The 14,759-nt window shown below is 42.5% G+C and carries 14 protein-coding genes and 1 pseudogene; 4 read left to right on the top strand and 11 right to left on the bottom strand.

Annotated features, from left to right (window positions below; translation table 11 throughout):
• Positions 1 to 111: 111 nt before the first annotated feature.
• The 10 genes and pseudogenes from C0J08_RS22945 to hisB all read right to left on the bottom strand — a co-directional run bounded on the left by C0J08_RS22945 (position 112) and on the right by hisB (position 9,146).
• On the bottom strand, positions 112 to 423 hold the full coding sequence (locus tag C0J08_RS22945; protein WP_502711636.1) for a CZB domain-containing protein: 312 nt from the start codon (positions 421 to 423) through the stop codon (positions 112 to 114).
• A gap of 111 nt (positions 424 to 534) precedes the next feature.
• Positions 535 to 1,005, bottom strand: a pseudogene (locus tag C0J08_RS22940) (methyl-accepting chemotaxis protein); the annotation flags it as partial.
• A gap of 398 nt (positions 1,006 to 1,403) precedes the next feature.
• Positions 1,404 to 2,015 (bottom strand): Yip1 family protein, encoded by a 612-nt coding sequence (locus tag C0J08_RS19325; protein ID WP_212653528.1) that lies wholly within the window; start codon positions 2,013 to 2,015, stop codon positions 1,404 to 1,406.
• Positions 2,016 to 2,288: 273 nt separating this feature from the next.
• Positions 2,289 to 2,876, bottom strand: a complete 588-nt coding sequence (locus C0J08_RS19320) for a hypothetical protein (protein WP_212653527.1) — start codon at positions 2,874 to 2,876, stop codon at positions 2,289 to 2,291.
• 387 nt (positions 2,877 to 3,263) lie between these two features.
• Positions 3,264 to 3,623 (bottom strand): DUF3060 domain-containing protein, encoded by a 360-nt coding sequence (locus C0J08_RS19315; RefSeq protein WP_212653526.1) that lies wholly within the window; start codon positions 3,621 to 3,623, stop codon positions 3,264 to 3,266.
• 858 nt (positions 3,624 to 4,481) lie between these two features.
• On the bottom strand, positions 4,482 to 5,114 hold the full coding sequence (locus C0J08_RS19310) for a hypothetical protein (protein ID WP_212653525.1): 633 nt from the start codon (positions 5,112 to 5,114) through the stop codon (positions 4,482 to 4,484).
• Between the two features lie 162 nt (positions 5,115 to 5,276).
• Positions 5,277 to 6,869 (bottom strand): glutamate--cysteine ligase, encoded by a 1,593-nt coding sequence (gene gshA, locus C0J08_RS19305; RefSeq protein ID WP_212653524.1) that lies wholly within the window; start codon positions 6,867 to 6,869, stop codon positions 5,277 to 5,279.
• Between the two features lie 179 nt (positions 6,870 to 7,048).
• Positions 7,049 to 7,822 carry an imidazole glycerol phosphate synthase subunit HisF gene (gene hisF, locus C0J08_RS19300; protein WP_212653523.1) on the bottom strand — a complete coding sequence of 258 codons (774 nt, stop codon included), beginning with the start codon at positions 7,820 to 7,822 and terminating at the stop codon, positions 7,049 to 7,051.
• A gap of 55 nt (positions 7,823 to 7,877) precedes the next feature.
• Positions 7,878 to 8,540, bottom strand: a complete 663-nt coding sequence (gene hisH / locus C0J08_RS19295) for an imidazole glycerol phosphate synthase subunit HisH (protein ID WP_212653522.1) — start codon at positions 8,538 to 8,540, stop codon at positions 7,878 to 7,880.
• A gap of 12 nt (positions 8,541 to 8,552) precedes the next feature.
• Complete coding sequence (gene hisB / locus C0J08_RS19290; protein ID WP_212653521.1) at positions 8,553 to 9,146, bottom strand: imidazoleglycerol-phosphate dehydratase HisB; 594 nt, start codon at positions 9,144 to 9,146, stop codon at positions 8,553 to 8,555.
• Positions 9,147 to 9,403: 257 nt separating this feature from the next.
• Here hisB and C0J08_RS19285 point away from each other — a divergent pair, with 257 nt between their 5' ends.
• From C0J08_RS19285 to C0J08_RS19270, 4 genes are all read left to right on the top strand, one after another.
• The gene (locus C0J08_RS19285) at positions 9,404 to 11,731 is read left to right on the top strand and encodes an AsmA family protein (protein ID WP_212653520.1); all 2,328 of its coding nucleotides are present in this window, start codon (positions 9,404 to 9,406) and stop codon (positions 11,729 to 11,731) included.
• A 39-nt stretch (positions 11,732 to 11,770) separates the two neighbouring features.
• A complete protein-coding gene (gene mutY / locus C0J08_RS19280) occupies positions 11,771 to 12,820 on the top strand; it encodes an A/G-specific adenine glycosylase (RefSeq protein ID WP_212653519.1) in 1,050 nt (349 codons plus the stop codon).
• An 18-nt stretch (positions 12,821 to 12,838) separates the two neighbouring features.
• Positions 12,839 to 14,056 carry a chromate efflux transporter gene (gene chrA / locus C0J08_RS19275; RefSeq protein ID WP_212653518.1) on the top strand — a complete coding sequence of 406 codons (1,218 nt, stop codon included), beginning with the start codon at positions 12,839 to 12,841 and terminating at the stop codon, positions 14,054 to 14,056.
• 98 nt (positions 14,057 to 14,154) lie between these two features.
• Positions 14,155 to 14,439 (top strand): oxidative damage protection protein, encoded by a 285-nt coding sequence (locus tag C0J08_RS19270; protein ID WP_212653517.1) that lies wholly within the window; start codon positions 14,155 to 14,157, stop codon positions 14,437 to 14,439.
• A gap of 36 nt (positions 14,440 to 14,475) precedes the next feature.
• Here the strand turns inward: C0J08_RS19270 and C0J08_RS19265 are convergent.
• Positions 14,476 to 14,759, bottom strand: a 284-nt coding sequence (locus C0J08_RS19265; protein ID WP_212653516.1) for an integrase core domain-containing protein, incomplete at its 5' end; no start/stop codon positions are given.

Genomic DNA, 14,759 nt, shown 5'->3' with positions numbered 1-14,759 from the left:
CCGACAGACTCACGGTTACTTTTGAAGCGTCAGAAACAGGTAGTGATAGTAAAAAAGCCCATGAATAAAACATTGTTTATTATGGGCTATAGAAAGGTGGTTTTATCAAAATTAAGAGTGTTTCACTTCTTCCATTAGGCTTTCAATGTTCACAACCACCTGAAGACTTGCCACTTCCATCTTATCTAATTGACTAAGCATTTCTTGAGTGTTTCCTGCTTGAATTGCTTCCAATGCGGCTCGGCCGGATTCATGAACTGTTTTATGAGGTGCTTCAATCGCCTTAAAAGCCTTAGAATGTTGAAAGTGTCGGCTGCCATAACCTTCGTAATACCATTTACCTAGGCGACATTCTGTATGTAGATTAACTTCGCTGTCGAATTTCTTTTTATCAATGCGGTTATAAACGTCGTTTTTCCACACCGCGTGATCTAATTTCACCGTATTTAAAAAAGAATGCGTGGCGGCAACGCTAATCACTCCTTGCATATGGTTTGAGCGCGCAATGACATCATCAACGACCTTGTCTATCTGAACTGAAGAGGAGGAAATATCCATTGCGCTGACTTGGTTCTGATTAACCATATTTTTAATTTGTTCTGTTTGAGCAATCACTTGTTTAACCAAGGTTTCTACTTGCTCACTCGCACTGTGGGTTTTTCCTGCTAAGTTCCTCACTTCATCCGCAACGACAGCAAAGCCACGGCCTGCAGATCCTGCTCTGGCGGCTTCGATAGCCGCATTGAGCGCCAGTAAGTTGGTCTGGGCCGAAATTTCTTGGATACTTGAAACAAGCTGACTAATGCCATTTGCGGTTTTATCGAGAACATTGGCCGCTTCCATACTGTCGCTTGCCTGTTCATTTATTAGGCTGGCTCGTTCACTTAAACGATGTAATGCGACTCTTGTTTCATCAAACACATCGTCGAGCTGAGATAGCTCAACACGTTCTTCGATAAGGGTTTCGGCGCTATCCGCTAACCCAAAACGAATGGAATTGAGCATATCGCCACCGCGTAATTGATAGCGAATGAGCTCAACATTGTTTCCTGAATTCTGTTTGAATTGCTGTAGTTCTGCTCTTGCTGAGTCTAATTCAGCTTGCAACGCTTCGACTTTTGTTTGGTGGTTGGCTCTCTCTTCTTCGAGTTGTTGTGAAAGGGCATTGGTTTGTTGTTTTAACTTAGAGTTGAAGAGCATAAAAAGAAGTCCGATTCAGTTTGTAAAGTAAAGCAATCTAGTTGAATCGTTAGTGTATCGAATAAATGATGAATGGTTTGTGTGAACGATCAAGAAGTGATCGAAATATTGTTGAAAATTGTAAATGGCTCTATTTATAACAATATGCCACCCAATGTTAGGTTGGGTGGCATATTGTTGGATCGTTATTAGGTCATTGCTTGTTATTGGAAGAAGTGCCATACAATACTGTGTTCAGAACCAAGGCTCCAAAGTAGCACAACGGCGGCTAATAGCGCTTCTAAGACTAAAACGCCGATGCCAAGCGTGGTACTGGATAGAATAAAGCCTTGTTTATGACTGATCCCCAAGAAGCTAGGAGTGCCCCGATACAACAGATAGCCTGTGTAAACCACACCTGACACACAAGCGAGTAAACAGAGCCAAATGATCGGATAAATGGCAAAGATACCACTTAAAAACAATGGTGTAGCGATATAACCTGCAAAGACAATACATTCTTGGCGAGGAGGGCGGTTTGGATAGTGTCGTGCCATCCAATGAATTAAACTACCGACCATCGCCACTGCGACTAGAATCAGAGCATAAAACAGCACACCTAAACCAAGGCCATCCATAAAAGATACTTTTATGGCTTCCTCGCCGCCGAATGTCCAACCAAACTGTGTCGTGCCTATAAAGGTACTCACAACAGGAATGGCCGCCATCCAAAGAACATGGTGGAAGTAAAGATGACTTACCGACTCATGCTCCTTGTTTATTTCGCGCCATTCCTTATCTGGATGATGAATAAGACCCCAAACATGATTGATCATGGATTCCCCCTTGACTCACTGAGTGAGCATAATGGATTTGGAAAAAGTCCTGATACAGCCACGCCCAAACAAAAGTGGCTTATACACAGTATAGATGGATACGAACAAAGAGACTGAAGAGGTAATAACGTTTTTTTATAAGCATCTTATTTTTAAGAGAGTTTAGTAGTAAGTGAAACGCAGAAGAGAAATAGAACAAGGATGAAAAGCAAATAAGGCAAACAACCAATAGGCTAACAATGCATCATTTTAGCCTATTGGTTTTAACCTGCATCATTGGCAGCTGTAGCCTTCTTTCATCTCAACTGCGTAAGGTTTGTCGACTGGCGTAGTAAAATTGGCTCTGGCAATCGCATCTCTCGCTAAGAACTCAAACATCTTCCATTTAGAGCAACTTTCATGAACCACCGTATTGGTAGAATCCAATAGAAGCTTATTTTGTCTATCTGTTAACGTGTAATGGAAAGTATAAATAGTTGTTGGCATCTCTACGGTTTTGTAACCACTGATAATCGGTTCCATAAAGAGCCGATAGCGCGTGACGCAGGTTTGCGCATCTGTATTTGGGTTACGGTGACAAACCGTATAAGGAATATTTCGCTGATGGTTAAAAATGGGAACTTGCTTGGTTTCTGTTTTGTTTTCATGAGAGAAATTAATCGCGAGGCGATAGTCTGGATCTTTAGGAGACGCGGAGGTATTGGTAAAACCACGGTTTTTTAATGCATCGATTACATTTGGAATATAACGTTTATTGGTGAGTTGATTACCATTAGGATCTGAAACCACTGCAATGGTTGCCGATTTATCAATATTTAGGCTCGCATCAAGGTTGCTGACATTATGTCCGGATAATTTCACATTAGATGAGCAACCCGAAAGAAGAACCGAAAAAAATACGAAACAAAAGAAATACTTCATATGTCGTATGCTCCCTTACCAAATAAAACACTAATCCAAATCACATCAAAACATAGAAGCGACTGAAAACCGATAGCACATCAATCCCTTTCGCATGTTTTTCAAAAAGCTTACTCTAATGTCGCACTGAGGCTGGAGAGATCGATTAGCAATCAGAGGAAAGTGACGTCCTTGTATCCGTTATTGTTCAACAGAATGGCGTAAAAACTGGCGTAAAAAAGCATCCTTGTTCCAGCGACATGTCTTAGTTGCATAATGTGCTGCGACGTAAGCATAAAAGAGGCGATACAAGGGTTTTAACGCCTCTTTTAGGACGACACAGTAATATTAAAAACCTTTATTATCTGTGCCTGAGTTAATGCAATAAATTTTGACGGTTCCAGTTTTCACTGCGACATTGTCACTACCTGAAAGAGTGCATTTTTCAACAACAACCCCATCCGCAAAATGGATGGTGTTATTCAAACCGGATATATGTAAATTGCGAACATCCGTTTCAATGTTCACTATATGTTCCATACCGCTGATATTAACATCCGTCGTCAATTTACTATGAATCGTCGCTGTGCTGCTGATTCCTGATATGTCGTATGTATCAACATCTTCGTTTGAGTTGCCTACATTTTGGCTGGCGCAGCCAGTCAGAAGAGAAGTCGTAATTAAAGTGGCGAACAGTGCTTTTTTCATGATCCTTGCTTTCCTTGTCATCAACTTTATTAAGGCATGTTAATGAATAGGGAATTTATTGTCTATTCATCCAGCAACTTGGTACGAATGGGCCTTAGCCACATTTTTAAAAGAGCCAATCACGTTAAAACCTATTCATTAATTAATGGTGCTCAAGATGTGTTTAGAAAATCAAAAAATCATTGAATGATTTATTTGTAGAGAGGCTGATTTTGTGTATTTATACAGTGTCTTAGGCTGTTTTAGGTGCTTGGTGTGTCGGTTGTGAGTCTCTTTGCAACAGATTCAAAATTAAAGTCATATTTTTCAGTAGATGCTTTTGCTTTCAGAAGAAGGTATGGGGTGCTTGGTTTTTGGATAATTCTTTGGTTGTTATCAATAGTTTGCTTTTACTGCGTTTTTCATCGTTTAAAAAGTAGCCGTGTGTATCATCTCATAGTTCCACTAATTCAGATAGGCGGCGCATGTCCTTGGGCTTTTTTTAAATCGGCTTGGGTTTCAAACGCGATAATAAAACGCTGGAATCGCTCACGCTCGGCCTTCGTTGGAAAGAACCGCCTATGTTCACGACTACCGCGACCGTTGACGCGAAAACACACTTCGTAGCCAGTATCTATTTTTTTATAGTCATTGTCGCTTCAACTTTCTATTGTTCTTGAAATGCTACCAGTTAATAATGGTTTAGTTTAAGGCTATTATATCTGAGAGCGGATAGACTTAGTGTTTCTATACGTGTGATTTGTAGTTGATCAACAAACACACAACGAAGAATAATCATTTGAATTAATGAGAATGCATGAAATGGCAAGTAGAAGTCATCTTTAACTTTGATTGATATTGACTCTTCCGCTCCCCTATCTAAAAAAATATTCTTTGTGCTATTGGGTTTAATTCAAAGTCTGCTCTTATTTTTTTTCTTGTTTTTGTATACGATTTTTTGCCTTCTTTACTTTCTTTTTTTAAGTGATAGAAACGAAGATCTCTTATGCTTTCTCCATCATTTTTTATTTTAAAAGTTAATGTCTTTTTTCCATTTCTAATTTTGATTTTTATTTCTTTTATAGATAGTAGTGGCTGAGCGTTAAGTGTTTTTTGGTATTCTAATCTAGCTTGAACTTTCTTCTGAAACTCTAATTGATCCCTAGCTAATCTTTGAGCTTCTGCTGTTTGCTCTACGCTGTTACGAAGTTCTTTGTTTTGCATTAGGTAGCCGATAATCAACCACCCAAAAGCTATCGGGCTAAATAGCCCCGCTAAAAAATCCCCTACACCATTAATACCTGTGTTATCTGCATATAGTTCAGGAATCCGCCATCCAAAAAAGACTAGGAAGAGTAAGAAATAATAAAATGTAAGTTGCGTTCCTATTTCTAGCAATTCTTTGCCCTTAAAGTGTCTAATTATTTTTCCTGTTACAGCACGTTCAAGTAGCACAAATAGCAGCTTAAGCAGCAATCCTAATATACATATGAAGTCCCAAAAATTTTTCATGAATCCCTTCTCCTTCCCTATATCATCGGATGGCCTGACCACATGACTCAGCCAATTATTTTAATTTTGCTCAAATCTTGAACGGTTATGGTCATATCTCGGTAGTTCTTGGTATTTGATGTGAACAAAAATGTATGGTCCTTTTGTTGCTATGCCACCGAGTTACTGCGGTGTTAAATAAGCCGTTAAGAAGGTATCAAAGTCTACTTCGTCTGCTGCTTCAATCGCTTCCTGATCACGTAATGAACGTTCTGCTTTTTGCATAAATTCGCTGGTAAGCTCATCTGATAATGGGCGAGACATCCAATCGGCCTGTTGCTCTTTTGAAAGCGCTAGCATGGCAGTTTGATAACCCTGTTGGGTTTGAATGCGCTCTAATAGTTGAGCCGAAGGAAGCAAGGATTCATTGTTTATCTTTTCTCTTTGGATTTCTACGGCTTGCATGTAAGCCGGATTACCCGTTTTAGTGGATAAAAACTCAGCAACTTCAGTCAATGAATTCAGCATGTTTTCAGCTTTAGTGCGCAGTTTGGTGGGGCCTTGACCAAAATCAAAGTCCATATCCAGCTCGCGTCCATGGGAGGCAATTTCTTGTTGCATCGTACGAAGCTGGCTGCATTCAGCGCTGCTAAGCTGTTCATCGCCACGTAACATACAGTAAAGCAAGAAGACATCGATGAAATAGAGAGTAGAAGATTGCATTCCAATAGAGGAACTTGGATCAAGGTCCATTATGCGCACTTCAATGTACTCCACGCCTCTTGCATGCAGTGCTGCACTAGGGTGTTCGCCAGGTTGAGTAACACGTTTTGGGCGAATGTCGCTGTAATACTCATTTTCAATCTGTAAAATATTGCCATTAAGTTGGCGATACTCACCGTCTACTTTTACACCAATATCTTGATAACGTTGATAGGGGGTTTGTAGAGCCGCTTTGACGGTGCTGATGTAAGTATCAACTTCGTTATAACAAACATACAAATCTGCCTGCGCTTTGTTTTGGTAGCCCAAATCGCTCATGCGTAAAGACGTGGCTTTAGGGCCAAACCAAGTGTTTTTCTCAAGAGTGGTCAGGCTATCAGGCTTTTTAGGCAAAAAGCTTTCATCAATGGCAGGGGAAGCGCCAAACAATAAAGACAACATCCAAGAGCTGCGACGAAAGTTACGAATTAAAGCAAAGTAACTATCGGACTGGAATGCTTGTTTTTCAGCGGCAGAAAGGTTGGTTTTGCCTTTGTAGTTTTCTAAAAAAGCCCAGAAGTCTTTATCAAAAGAGAAGTTGTAATGCATGCCGGCGATACATTGCATGATACGACCATAACGATTGGACAGACCTTCTCGGTAAACGTGTTTTAGTTTGCCCGTATTGGATTCGCCATAATACGCAATTGGAACATCTTCGTTGCCGGCTAAATAACAAGGCATACTGGCAGGCCACAAACATTCATCTTGTTTGTAGAGTTCGTGGTTAACCAAATTATGGATGTCTTCTAGTTCATGGATGACACCTTCAACACTTGGGTGCACACCCGTAATAAATTCCATTAAGGATTCAGAATAATCGGTTGTGATAGAGCTGTGTGTTAATGCTGAGCCCAAAGCTTTTGGATGTGGCTTATGGGAAATACGGCCTTGGGTACGATCCACTCGTAGCGCTTCTCGTTCCACGCCGCGATGAAAAGTTAAAGCAGAAGTCGTCTCAGCTTGTTGGCAATGGGCTGCCAACGCTTGCAAGGCATCGGTTAAGGTGGTCAAGAAGTCTTCCTTCTATTGAATAAGGCAAAATTGAATTTCAAGGATTGTACTCGGCAGGGCTTATTCGCAGCAAGCAGCAGATCTCCCCATGCACAAAAAATGCTGACTTCCAGAAACAAAAAACGCGATATTGATGCATCGCGTCTTGTGTATTTGCTTTTCTCTAGTATCGGTTGATACTAAAGGCGCATCTCGATACCAGCGTCCGTCATGCGTTGTTTGGCTTCTTGGATGCTGTATTCGCCAAAGTGGAAAATACTTGCGGCCAATACGGCATCGGCTTTGCCTTCAATAACGCCATCGACAAGGTGGTCTAAATTACCCACACCACCAGAGGCTATAACCGGAACATGAACGGCTTCACTGATCGCTCGGGTGACACCAAGATCAAAACCGTTTTTAGTGCCATCACGGTCCATGCTGGTGAGTAGAATTTCCCCAGCACCGTATTCCACCATTTTTTTCGCCCATTCAACGGCGTCTAGTCCAGTTGGTTTACGACCGCCATGGGTGAAAATCTCCCATTTGTCTGGTTCGCCTTGCGCACTGACTTTTTTGGCATCAATGGCCACAACGATACATTGTGAACCAAAGCGCTGAGCGGCTTCACGAACAAATTCAGGGTTAAACACCGCAGCGGTGTTAATGCCGACTTTGTCTGCGCCCGCGTTCAACATGCGACGAATGTCTTCGCAGGTACGAATGCCTCCGCCAACAGTCAGAGGAATAAACACTTGGCTGGCAATGGCTTCAACCATGTGGACGGTGGTTTCTCGATCATCTGAGCTGGCGGTGATGTCTAAAAAAGTAATTTCATCAGCACCTTGCTCGTTGTAGCGTTTAGCTACTTCAACTGGGTCCCCAGCGTCACGAATATCGACAAACTGAACGCCTTTTACAACGCGGCCATTGTCCACATCAAGGCAAGGAATAATACGTTTTGCTAAGCCCATAAATGGCGCTCCTAAAATCTAAAGTACTGCTATCTATACAAACTTAAGGTTGCTGTTATGGCTTGCCATCCCAGTTAAGGAAGTTTTTATAAAGCTGAAGACCATCTTTATGACTTTTTTCAGGGTGGAACTGCACGGCAAACACATTATCGCGGGCAAGAGCCACGCAGAATTCCAAACCATAGTCACAAGTACCTGCTACTTCGCTTTTGTTTTCTGGTACAACATAAAAACTGTGTACGAAATAAAAGCGTGCATTGTCAGGGATATTTGCCCAAAGCGGATGGTTAATAGTGTGTTTAACCTGATTCCAGCCCATGTGAGGCACTTTCAGTTTGCTGCCGTCGTGGTCTTTATGCTCTTCACCAAAAAATAACGCGTTACCTTTAAAGTGATTTAAACAATCAACACCACCATTTTCTTCACTGTGAGACATTAATGATTGGATGCCGACACAAATAGCAAGAAACGGCTTTTCAGCCATGGCTTTGCGAATGCTAGGAACCAGTCCTGCTTTGTGCATTTCGCCAATGCAATCACGAATTGCGCCAACGCCAGGTAGTAGCACTCGATCTGCTGCTTCTATTGCCGCAGGGTTGCTGGTTACAATCACAGAGGTGTTTTCATCTGCCGCGTGCTCAAGAGCCTTGGCAACCGAGTGAAGGTTGCCCATGCCGTAATCGATCACCGCGACGGTGGATTTTTTCATGTCACTCATACAAAGAGAATCCTACAAAGAACCTTTAGTAGAAGGCATTTGTCCTGCCATACGTTCGTCTGCTTCTAACGCCATGCGTAATGCGCGACCAAAAGCTTTAAAAATAGTTTCGGCTTGGTGGTGGGTGTTTTTGCCGCGTAGGTTGTCTAGATGCAGCGTCACTTTGGCGTGGTTGATAAAGCCGTGGAAGAACTCAGAAAATAAATCCACATCGAAACCGCCTACTGATGCGCGGGTAAATGGAACGTGCATTTCCAAACCCGGGCGACCAGAAAAGTCGATCACTACGCGAGATAGCGCTTCGTCTAGCGGAACATAAGCGTGGCCATAGCGTTTGATGCCTTTTTTATCGCCAACGGCAATTTCAAAGGCTTGTCCTAACGTGATGCCCAAATCTTCCACTGTGTGGTGAGCATCAATGTGAAGATCGCCCACGGCATGAATATCTAAGTCAATTAGACCATGTCGTGCGACTTGCTCAAGCATGTGGTCAAGGAAAGGAACACCTGTGACGCAGTTGAACTTACCGGTACCGTCTAAGTTAATCGACACCTTGATCTGAGTTTCAAGCGTATTGCGCTCAACACTGGCAATGCGATCGGCCATTAATTGGTTTCTCCACAGTAGTGGTGACGAAGAGTCGTCACGTTTTTGTATATAAGAGCTGACAGAAGCGCCCATTATAGAACGTGGACTCTTTAGCTTCTATGCTTTGGAAGAGTGTTTTTTGATGAGTTGTCTCTATTACGTCGATAAACTTCTAATTCGAATGCTATGATATGGCCTCTATTGGATCCAGAATGTGCTCGTAGTGACGTTAGATTAAACACATTTGTCGCAATACATTTATTAAGGAGTTTGTCATGGTTTGGGTAAAACGACTTTCACTGCTGATCGCCGGCTTATTAGCCTTTGTCGCTATTTTGTTGGCGTACGTCATGTTGTTTGTGAATCCAAACGATTTTAAAGACGAACTGAAAAGTGTTGCCCTTGAAAAGGCCAATGTTAATTTGCGCCTCGATGGGGATATCAGTTGGTCATTTTTCCCTTGGTTGGGGCTTAGCCTAGAAGATATCGGTGTTTCTATCGGTTCTGATCCGGAAATAATACAGTTCGATCGTGCTGAATTTGGTTTGGCCATTTTACCTCTTCTGGAGCGAAAAATTCAGGTTGATAAAGTGAATTTGGTGAACCTAAAAGCCAGTTTGAATAAAAACGCTCAAGGTCAAGGGAACTGGCAGCTTGACTTGCCTAGTGATAACGCATCGACGGCAAGTGCTGTTGATCAGGCGCCTTCTCTAAGCGCAGCCAATAGTAATGCGACAAATGACACCGCGAAGAAACTCAAATTGCCAGACATACAGTTGGATGAATTACGTATTGAAAACGCACAGGTTCAATACCGTGACGAGCAAACCAAACAGCTTATAAATGCTAGGTTAAATGTACAATTAAACGATGTGCAATGGGATAAGGCATGGCCAATGGTGATGGATATCGCTGTGACAAAAAGTGATTTAAAAGGAAAGTCACCCATTAAGGCAAAAGCCACCTTGAATGCGAATCTTGCTGTTTTCCCTGAGCGTGAATCGCTTTCGTTAGATTCTTTAGTGTTATCGACTGATATAGAAGGTGAGTTGTTACCCACCAGCCCTATTAGTGCCAAGCTCACTGCTGCTAAGGTAGATGTGGATTTACCACAGGAGAATCTTTTAGCGGAAGGGTTGGCATTAAGTGTTTTAGGGGTGAATGTTGATGCTAAGGTTCAGGTTTATCAAGTACTGAGTGATCCGCAGTTTTCGGCAGTGCTTAGTGTGGGTGAGTTTAACCCACGTTACTTGATGAATCGTTTGAGTCTTGCTTTACCCGAAATGTCTGATGACACCGCTATGACCAAGGCGCGTGCCAATGTCACGCTAGAAGGTAGTTTAGATTCTATTACCGCGCAGCCAATTTCTATTGCCCTAGATGACACCAATATAGAAGCCAATGCCGTGGTCGGTTTGTCGCCTTTACGTTGGGATATCAGTGTTGCTGGGAAAAATTTAGATATTGATCGCTATTTGCCTACACCAGAAGAGAAAAGTGATGAAGCCGTCACCAACCCTGAAGTCGTTGCGAAAAAAGAATCAGAAGCACAATCGAATGGTTTGATACCGATAGATCTGATTCGTTCTTTAAACGGCCATGTTGGCGTGGTGTTTGAAAACTTGACCGCGAAAAAATTAAAAATAGATAAAATCGAGCTGGACTCTACCCAATCCAATGGTCTAGTTAATGTTTCGCCTATTCGAGCTTCTTTATACAAAGGTACGGTGTCATCGAAGGCCAGTTTAGATGTTCGAGGTATTACGCCAGTATTTAATATTTCACCAGCTATTGATGGTGTGCAGATACAGCCTTTGCTGGTTGATTTTATGGATTTGGATAAAGTTGCAGGTGCAACGTATCTCAATGGCGAATTGAGTGCTAAGGGAAATAGTGTTGATAATCTCATGTCATCTTTGCAAGGGGACTTGCTGGTAGAAATCAAAAAGGGTGCTCTAGTTGGGATGAACTTAACCAAAACTGTATGTGAGGGTATTGCTGCAGTTAATAAAGATAAGCTCAATTCCAAGCAATTTGGTTCAGATACACCGTTTGAAACCATGCGGTTTCCTGCCTATATAGTCAATGGTCAAGTGTCGACCCCTGGTCTGAAAATAAACTCAGCGGGAATTCAGTTAACGGGTGACGGTGTGGTTTCTCTTCCAGGGTACTCCCTCGATTATCAAGCGAATGTTGCCATTTCAGGTAGTTCATTGGATCAGGCTTGTCGTGTTAATGAAAAAGTGACTCAGTTAGCCTTTCCTATTGTTTGTAAAGGCAAGTTTAGCGATGACCCTGCCGGATTATGTCGTCCAGATATTAAAGGGTTCGGTGCTTTGTTTTCTGAATTAGCTAAAGCAGAATTGAACCGTAAATTACAAGAAGAGAAAGCTCGCTTAAAAGAGAAAGAAGCAGAGTTAAGAGCTAAGGTCGATGCAGAAAAAGCGCGTCTAAAAGCTGAATTAGAGGCGAAGCGAGAAGCAGAGAAAGCTCGATTGAAAGAAAAAGAGGCTAAGCTTAAAGCGGAGTTGGAAGACAAGCGCAAGGCTGAAGAAGAGAAGCTTAAGGAAAAGCTAAAAGATAAATTAAAAAAACTATTCTAATCATTGAAGGGTTGGAAAGGTTAAAAACGTGAGATTGCAATGCAACCAGTTGAAAATTTTGCGCCCCGTGTTTTAGCGTGGTTTGATGAACACGGGCGTAAGAATTTGCCTTGGCAAGAGAACAAAACGCCTTACCGTGTATGGATTTCAGAAATCATGTTGCAACAAACGCAAGTGACCACGGTAATCCCTTATTACCATAAATTTATGACCTCTTTCCCAACGGTTGAAGCGTTAGCCGCCGCCGAGCAAGATGAAGTGCTTGCTCATTGGAGTGGCCTGGGGTACTACGCTCGCGCTCGCAACATGCATAAAGCGGCGAAAATGCTGGTGGACGAATTGGATGGCGAGTTCCCACAAACCGTTGAGGGAGTGTGCGAATTACCCGGTATCGGTCGATCCACAGCGGCGGCTATTTTGTCTATTTCCCGTGGTGTGCAGGCGGCGATTTTAGACGGTAATGTGAAGCGCGTGTTGGCTCGATTCCATGCTGTACCTACTTGGCCAGGTGAGAGAAAAACAGAAAATGCCATGTGGGATTTAGCTGAGCACTATATGCCAAGTGAGCGTTGTGGTGACTACACTCAAGCTATGATGGATTTGGGGGCGACGCTTTGTACTCGATCTAAACCACACTGTTTGTTATGTCCGTTGCAAAGTGATTGCCTAGCTCGTCTTAGCGAAGACCCGACTCAGTTTCCAATTCGCAAACCGAAAAAGGTGATCAAGCCAGAAAAGAGCATTCAATTATTGGTGTTGGTGAATCAACAAGGGCAGTGGTTATTGGAGAAGCGTCCTCCGACTGGTATCTGGGGAGGGCTTTGGAGTTTACCTGAGCTTGGCTTTGATGAATCGGTTGTGCTGCATATTGAACAGCGTTTTGCTACGCATGTGTCTGATGTCACGCCTTTGTCATCTTTTAGACATACTTTTAGTCATTATCATCTGGATATATCGCCGAGCAAAATTCAAATTGGCGACACAAAATTAGTCTTGGAAAGTGATAAATACCAATGGTTTTATCCGCAAGATGCCATGGCGCAAGGCTTGCCAGCGCCCGTTAGAAGTATTTTGGACAACATCATTTAGCCTTTGGACCGTTATAAAATGACAGATAAGAACCTCTCCTATTTTAAACGCCTAACTGAGGTTTTTATCTCTTTCTTGTTGTTAGGCTTTACCAGTTTTGGTGGCCCTGCAGCCCATCTCGGATACTTTAATCAAACCTTTATTCAGCGTAAAAAATGGGCGACAGAGGCGCAATATGCCCAGTGGGTCGCCTTGAGTCAAATTGTCCCAGGACCGGGGTCAAGTCAGGTTGGTTTTGCCTTGGGGTATCACCGTGCTGGTTTATTGGGGGCGGTGGCGGCCTTTATCGCCTTTACCTTGCCATCTTTTGTTGTCATGGTTTTGCTGGCGCAATTTGGTAATCATTGGCAAGGAAACGAGTTTTTTGACGCTTGTGTTCACGCTTTGAAGTTATTGGCTGTTGTTGTGGTTGCGGATGCCTGTGTCAGCATGTGGCGATCTTTTTGTCGCAGCAAGGTGATGGCTTGGTTGGCAATTTTTAGTGCAGCGTTTATTGTTTTATCGCCTTCTGGTTTTGCAAGCTTGATGGTGTTAATTGTGGCTGTGTTGTTTGGTTTTTTAGCTAGACCGCCTATGGTACCGACCGCTTCTGAGCCGTTACCCAAGGTGCGCTTTGCTGTGTGTTTCTTTGTCGCTGCGGTTGCGATCTTTATCGCTAGTTTTGTTGTTTACGGTGGGCTAAGTGGTTTGTTTGTTGACTTCTACCGAGCGGGAGCGTTAGTTTTTGGCGGTGGCCATGTGGTTCTGCCGATGCTATCGGCTTTTGTAATGACACCTGAATCTTTTGTGGAGCCTGCATCAGCGGCAATTAATGAATCTAATTTGTTGTTAGGTTATGCCGCTGCTCAAGCGGTTCCTGGTCCTATGTTCACCATGGCGAGTTATTTAGGGGCTGTTTTGGCGCCTGACAATGGGAATATTTGGGTGTGGGCTGGTGTTGCTACTTTGGCCGTATTTTTGTCTGGTTTATTGTTAATGCTGAGTGCGCAAGCCGTGTGGCAGCGTTTGTCTCATTATGCCCGTTTTCGTTCTGCTGTCGCCAGTTTAAATGCTGCTGTGGTTGGGATATTGCTGGCCGCTTTGTATTATCCGATCGGTGTATCTAGTCTACTCGGCTGGTTAGATATGGTTATCGTGGTATTAGGATTTGCTTGGTTAACTTATAAACGCCCATCGATTTTTATATTGATTTGTGTGTTTGTTTTTATTGGGCTGGTTCGGAGTTATTTAATGTAGGGAGGGAAGCCTGCTTAGTGTTATTTATATCAAACCTTGAATTTTCCTATGATAGCGCCATTATTCACCCTATACATTGATGATGGCGAGAGTTCCGTATGGCGAATACAGTTTTTTGTAAAAAGTTTCAGAAAGAGATGGAAGGGTTGGATAGAGCGCCATTGCCAGGAGCAAAGGGACAAGAGATTCTACAAAATGTTTCTAAACAGGCTTGGCAGGAATGGCAGCAGCTTCAGACAATGATGATTAATGAAAAACAATTGAATCTGATGCAGCCAGAATCGCGCAAGTATGTGATGGAACAGATGGATAAGTTCTTCAATAATGAAGCAACAGATAAGTTGTCTGGGTATGTTGACCCTGATGATATTAAAGAGCTTTAAGCTTGTCTCGTCCTAAAATACGTTGACGATTTTTTGTTAAGCCAGTATGGATTCCATACTGGCTTTTTCATGCACTTCTTCTGGTGTTTTCATATTAAGACTTAAGTGAGGTCGATACCTATTATAGATATCAATAGACTCACTAATATGCCTTTCTAATTCTTTAAAAGTTCTGCATCTTCCAATCAAAAATTCTTGCTTCAATATGCCATTCACCCTTTCTGCTAACGCATTTTGGTAGCAGTCATAGCCATCTGTCATCGACGGCTTTATTTTATTGCGTTGTAATTCTTTTTGATAAAGAGCCGAGCAATACTGTG

It is taken from the genome of Marinomonas sp. CT5, from assembly GCF_018336975.1.
In the GTDB taxonomy this organism is placed as follows: Bacteria; Pseudomonadota; Gammaproteobacteria; order Pseudomonadales; family Marinomonadaceae; genus Marinomonas.
Note: the sequence above shows the minus strand (reverse complement) of the source record. Positions and strands in the feature narration are given on the sequence as shown.

What these genes read in the sequence shown, in the direction of transcription:
- C0J08_RS19285 (WP_212653520.1), top strand. Translation starts at nt 9,404, where the DNA reads ATGGTTTGGGTAAAACGACTTTCACTGCTGATCGCCGGCTTATTAGCC.
- C0J08_RS19310 (WP_212653525.1), bottom strand. Translation starts at nt 5,114, where the DNA reads ATGAAAAATTTTTGGGACTTCATATGTATATTAGGATTGCTGCTTAAG.
- C0J08_RS19325 (WP_212653528.1), bottom strand. Translation starts at nt 2,015, where the DNA reads ATGATCAATCATGTTTGGGGTCTTATTCATCATCCAGATAAGGAATGG.
- hisF (WP_212653523.1), bottom strand. Translation starts at nt 7,822, where the DNA reads ATGGGCTTAGCAAAACGTATTATTCCTTGCCTTGATGTGGACAATGGC.
- hisB (WP_212653521.1), bottom strand. Translation starts at nt 9,146, where the DNA reads ATGGCCGATCGCATTGCCAGTGTTGAGCGCAATACGCTTGAAACTCAG.
- hisH (WP_212653522.1), bottom strand. Translation starts at nt 8,540, where the DNA reads ATGAGTGACATGAAAAAATCCACCGTCGCGGTGATCGATTACGGCATG.
- C0J08_RS19315 (WP_212653526.1), bottom strand. Translation starts at nt 3,623, where the DNA reads ATGAAAAAAGCACTGTTCGCCACTTTAATTACGACTTCTCTTCTGACT.
- chrA (WP_212653518.1), top strand. Translation starts at nt 12,839, where the DNA reads ATGACAGATAAGAACCTCTCCTATTTTAAACGCCTAACTGAGGTTTTT.
- mutY (WP_212653519.1), top strand. Translation starts at nt 11,771, where the DNA reads ATGCAACCAGTTGAAAATTTTGCGCCCCGTGTTTTAGCGTGGTTTGAT.
- C0J08_RS19270 (WP_212653517.1), top strand. Translation starts at nt 14,155, where the DNA reads ATGGCGAATACAGTTTTTTGTAAAAAGTTTCAGAAAGAGATGGAAGGG.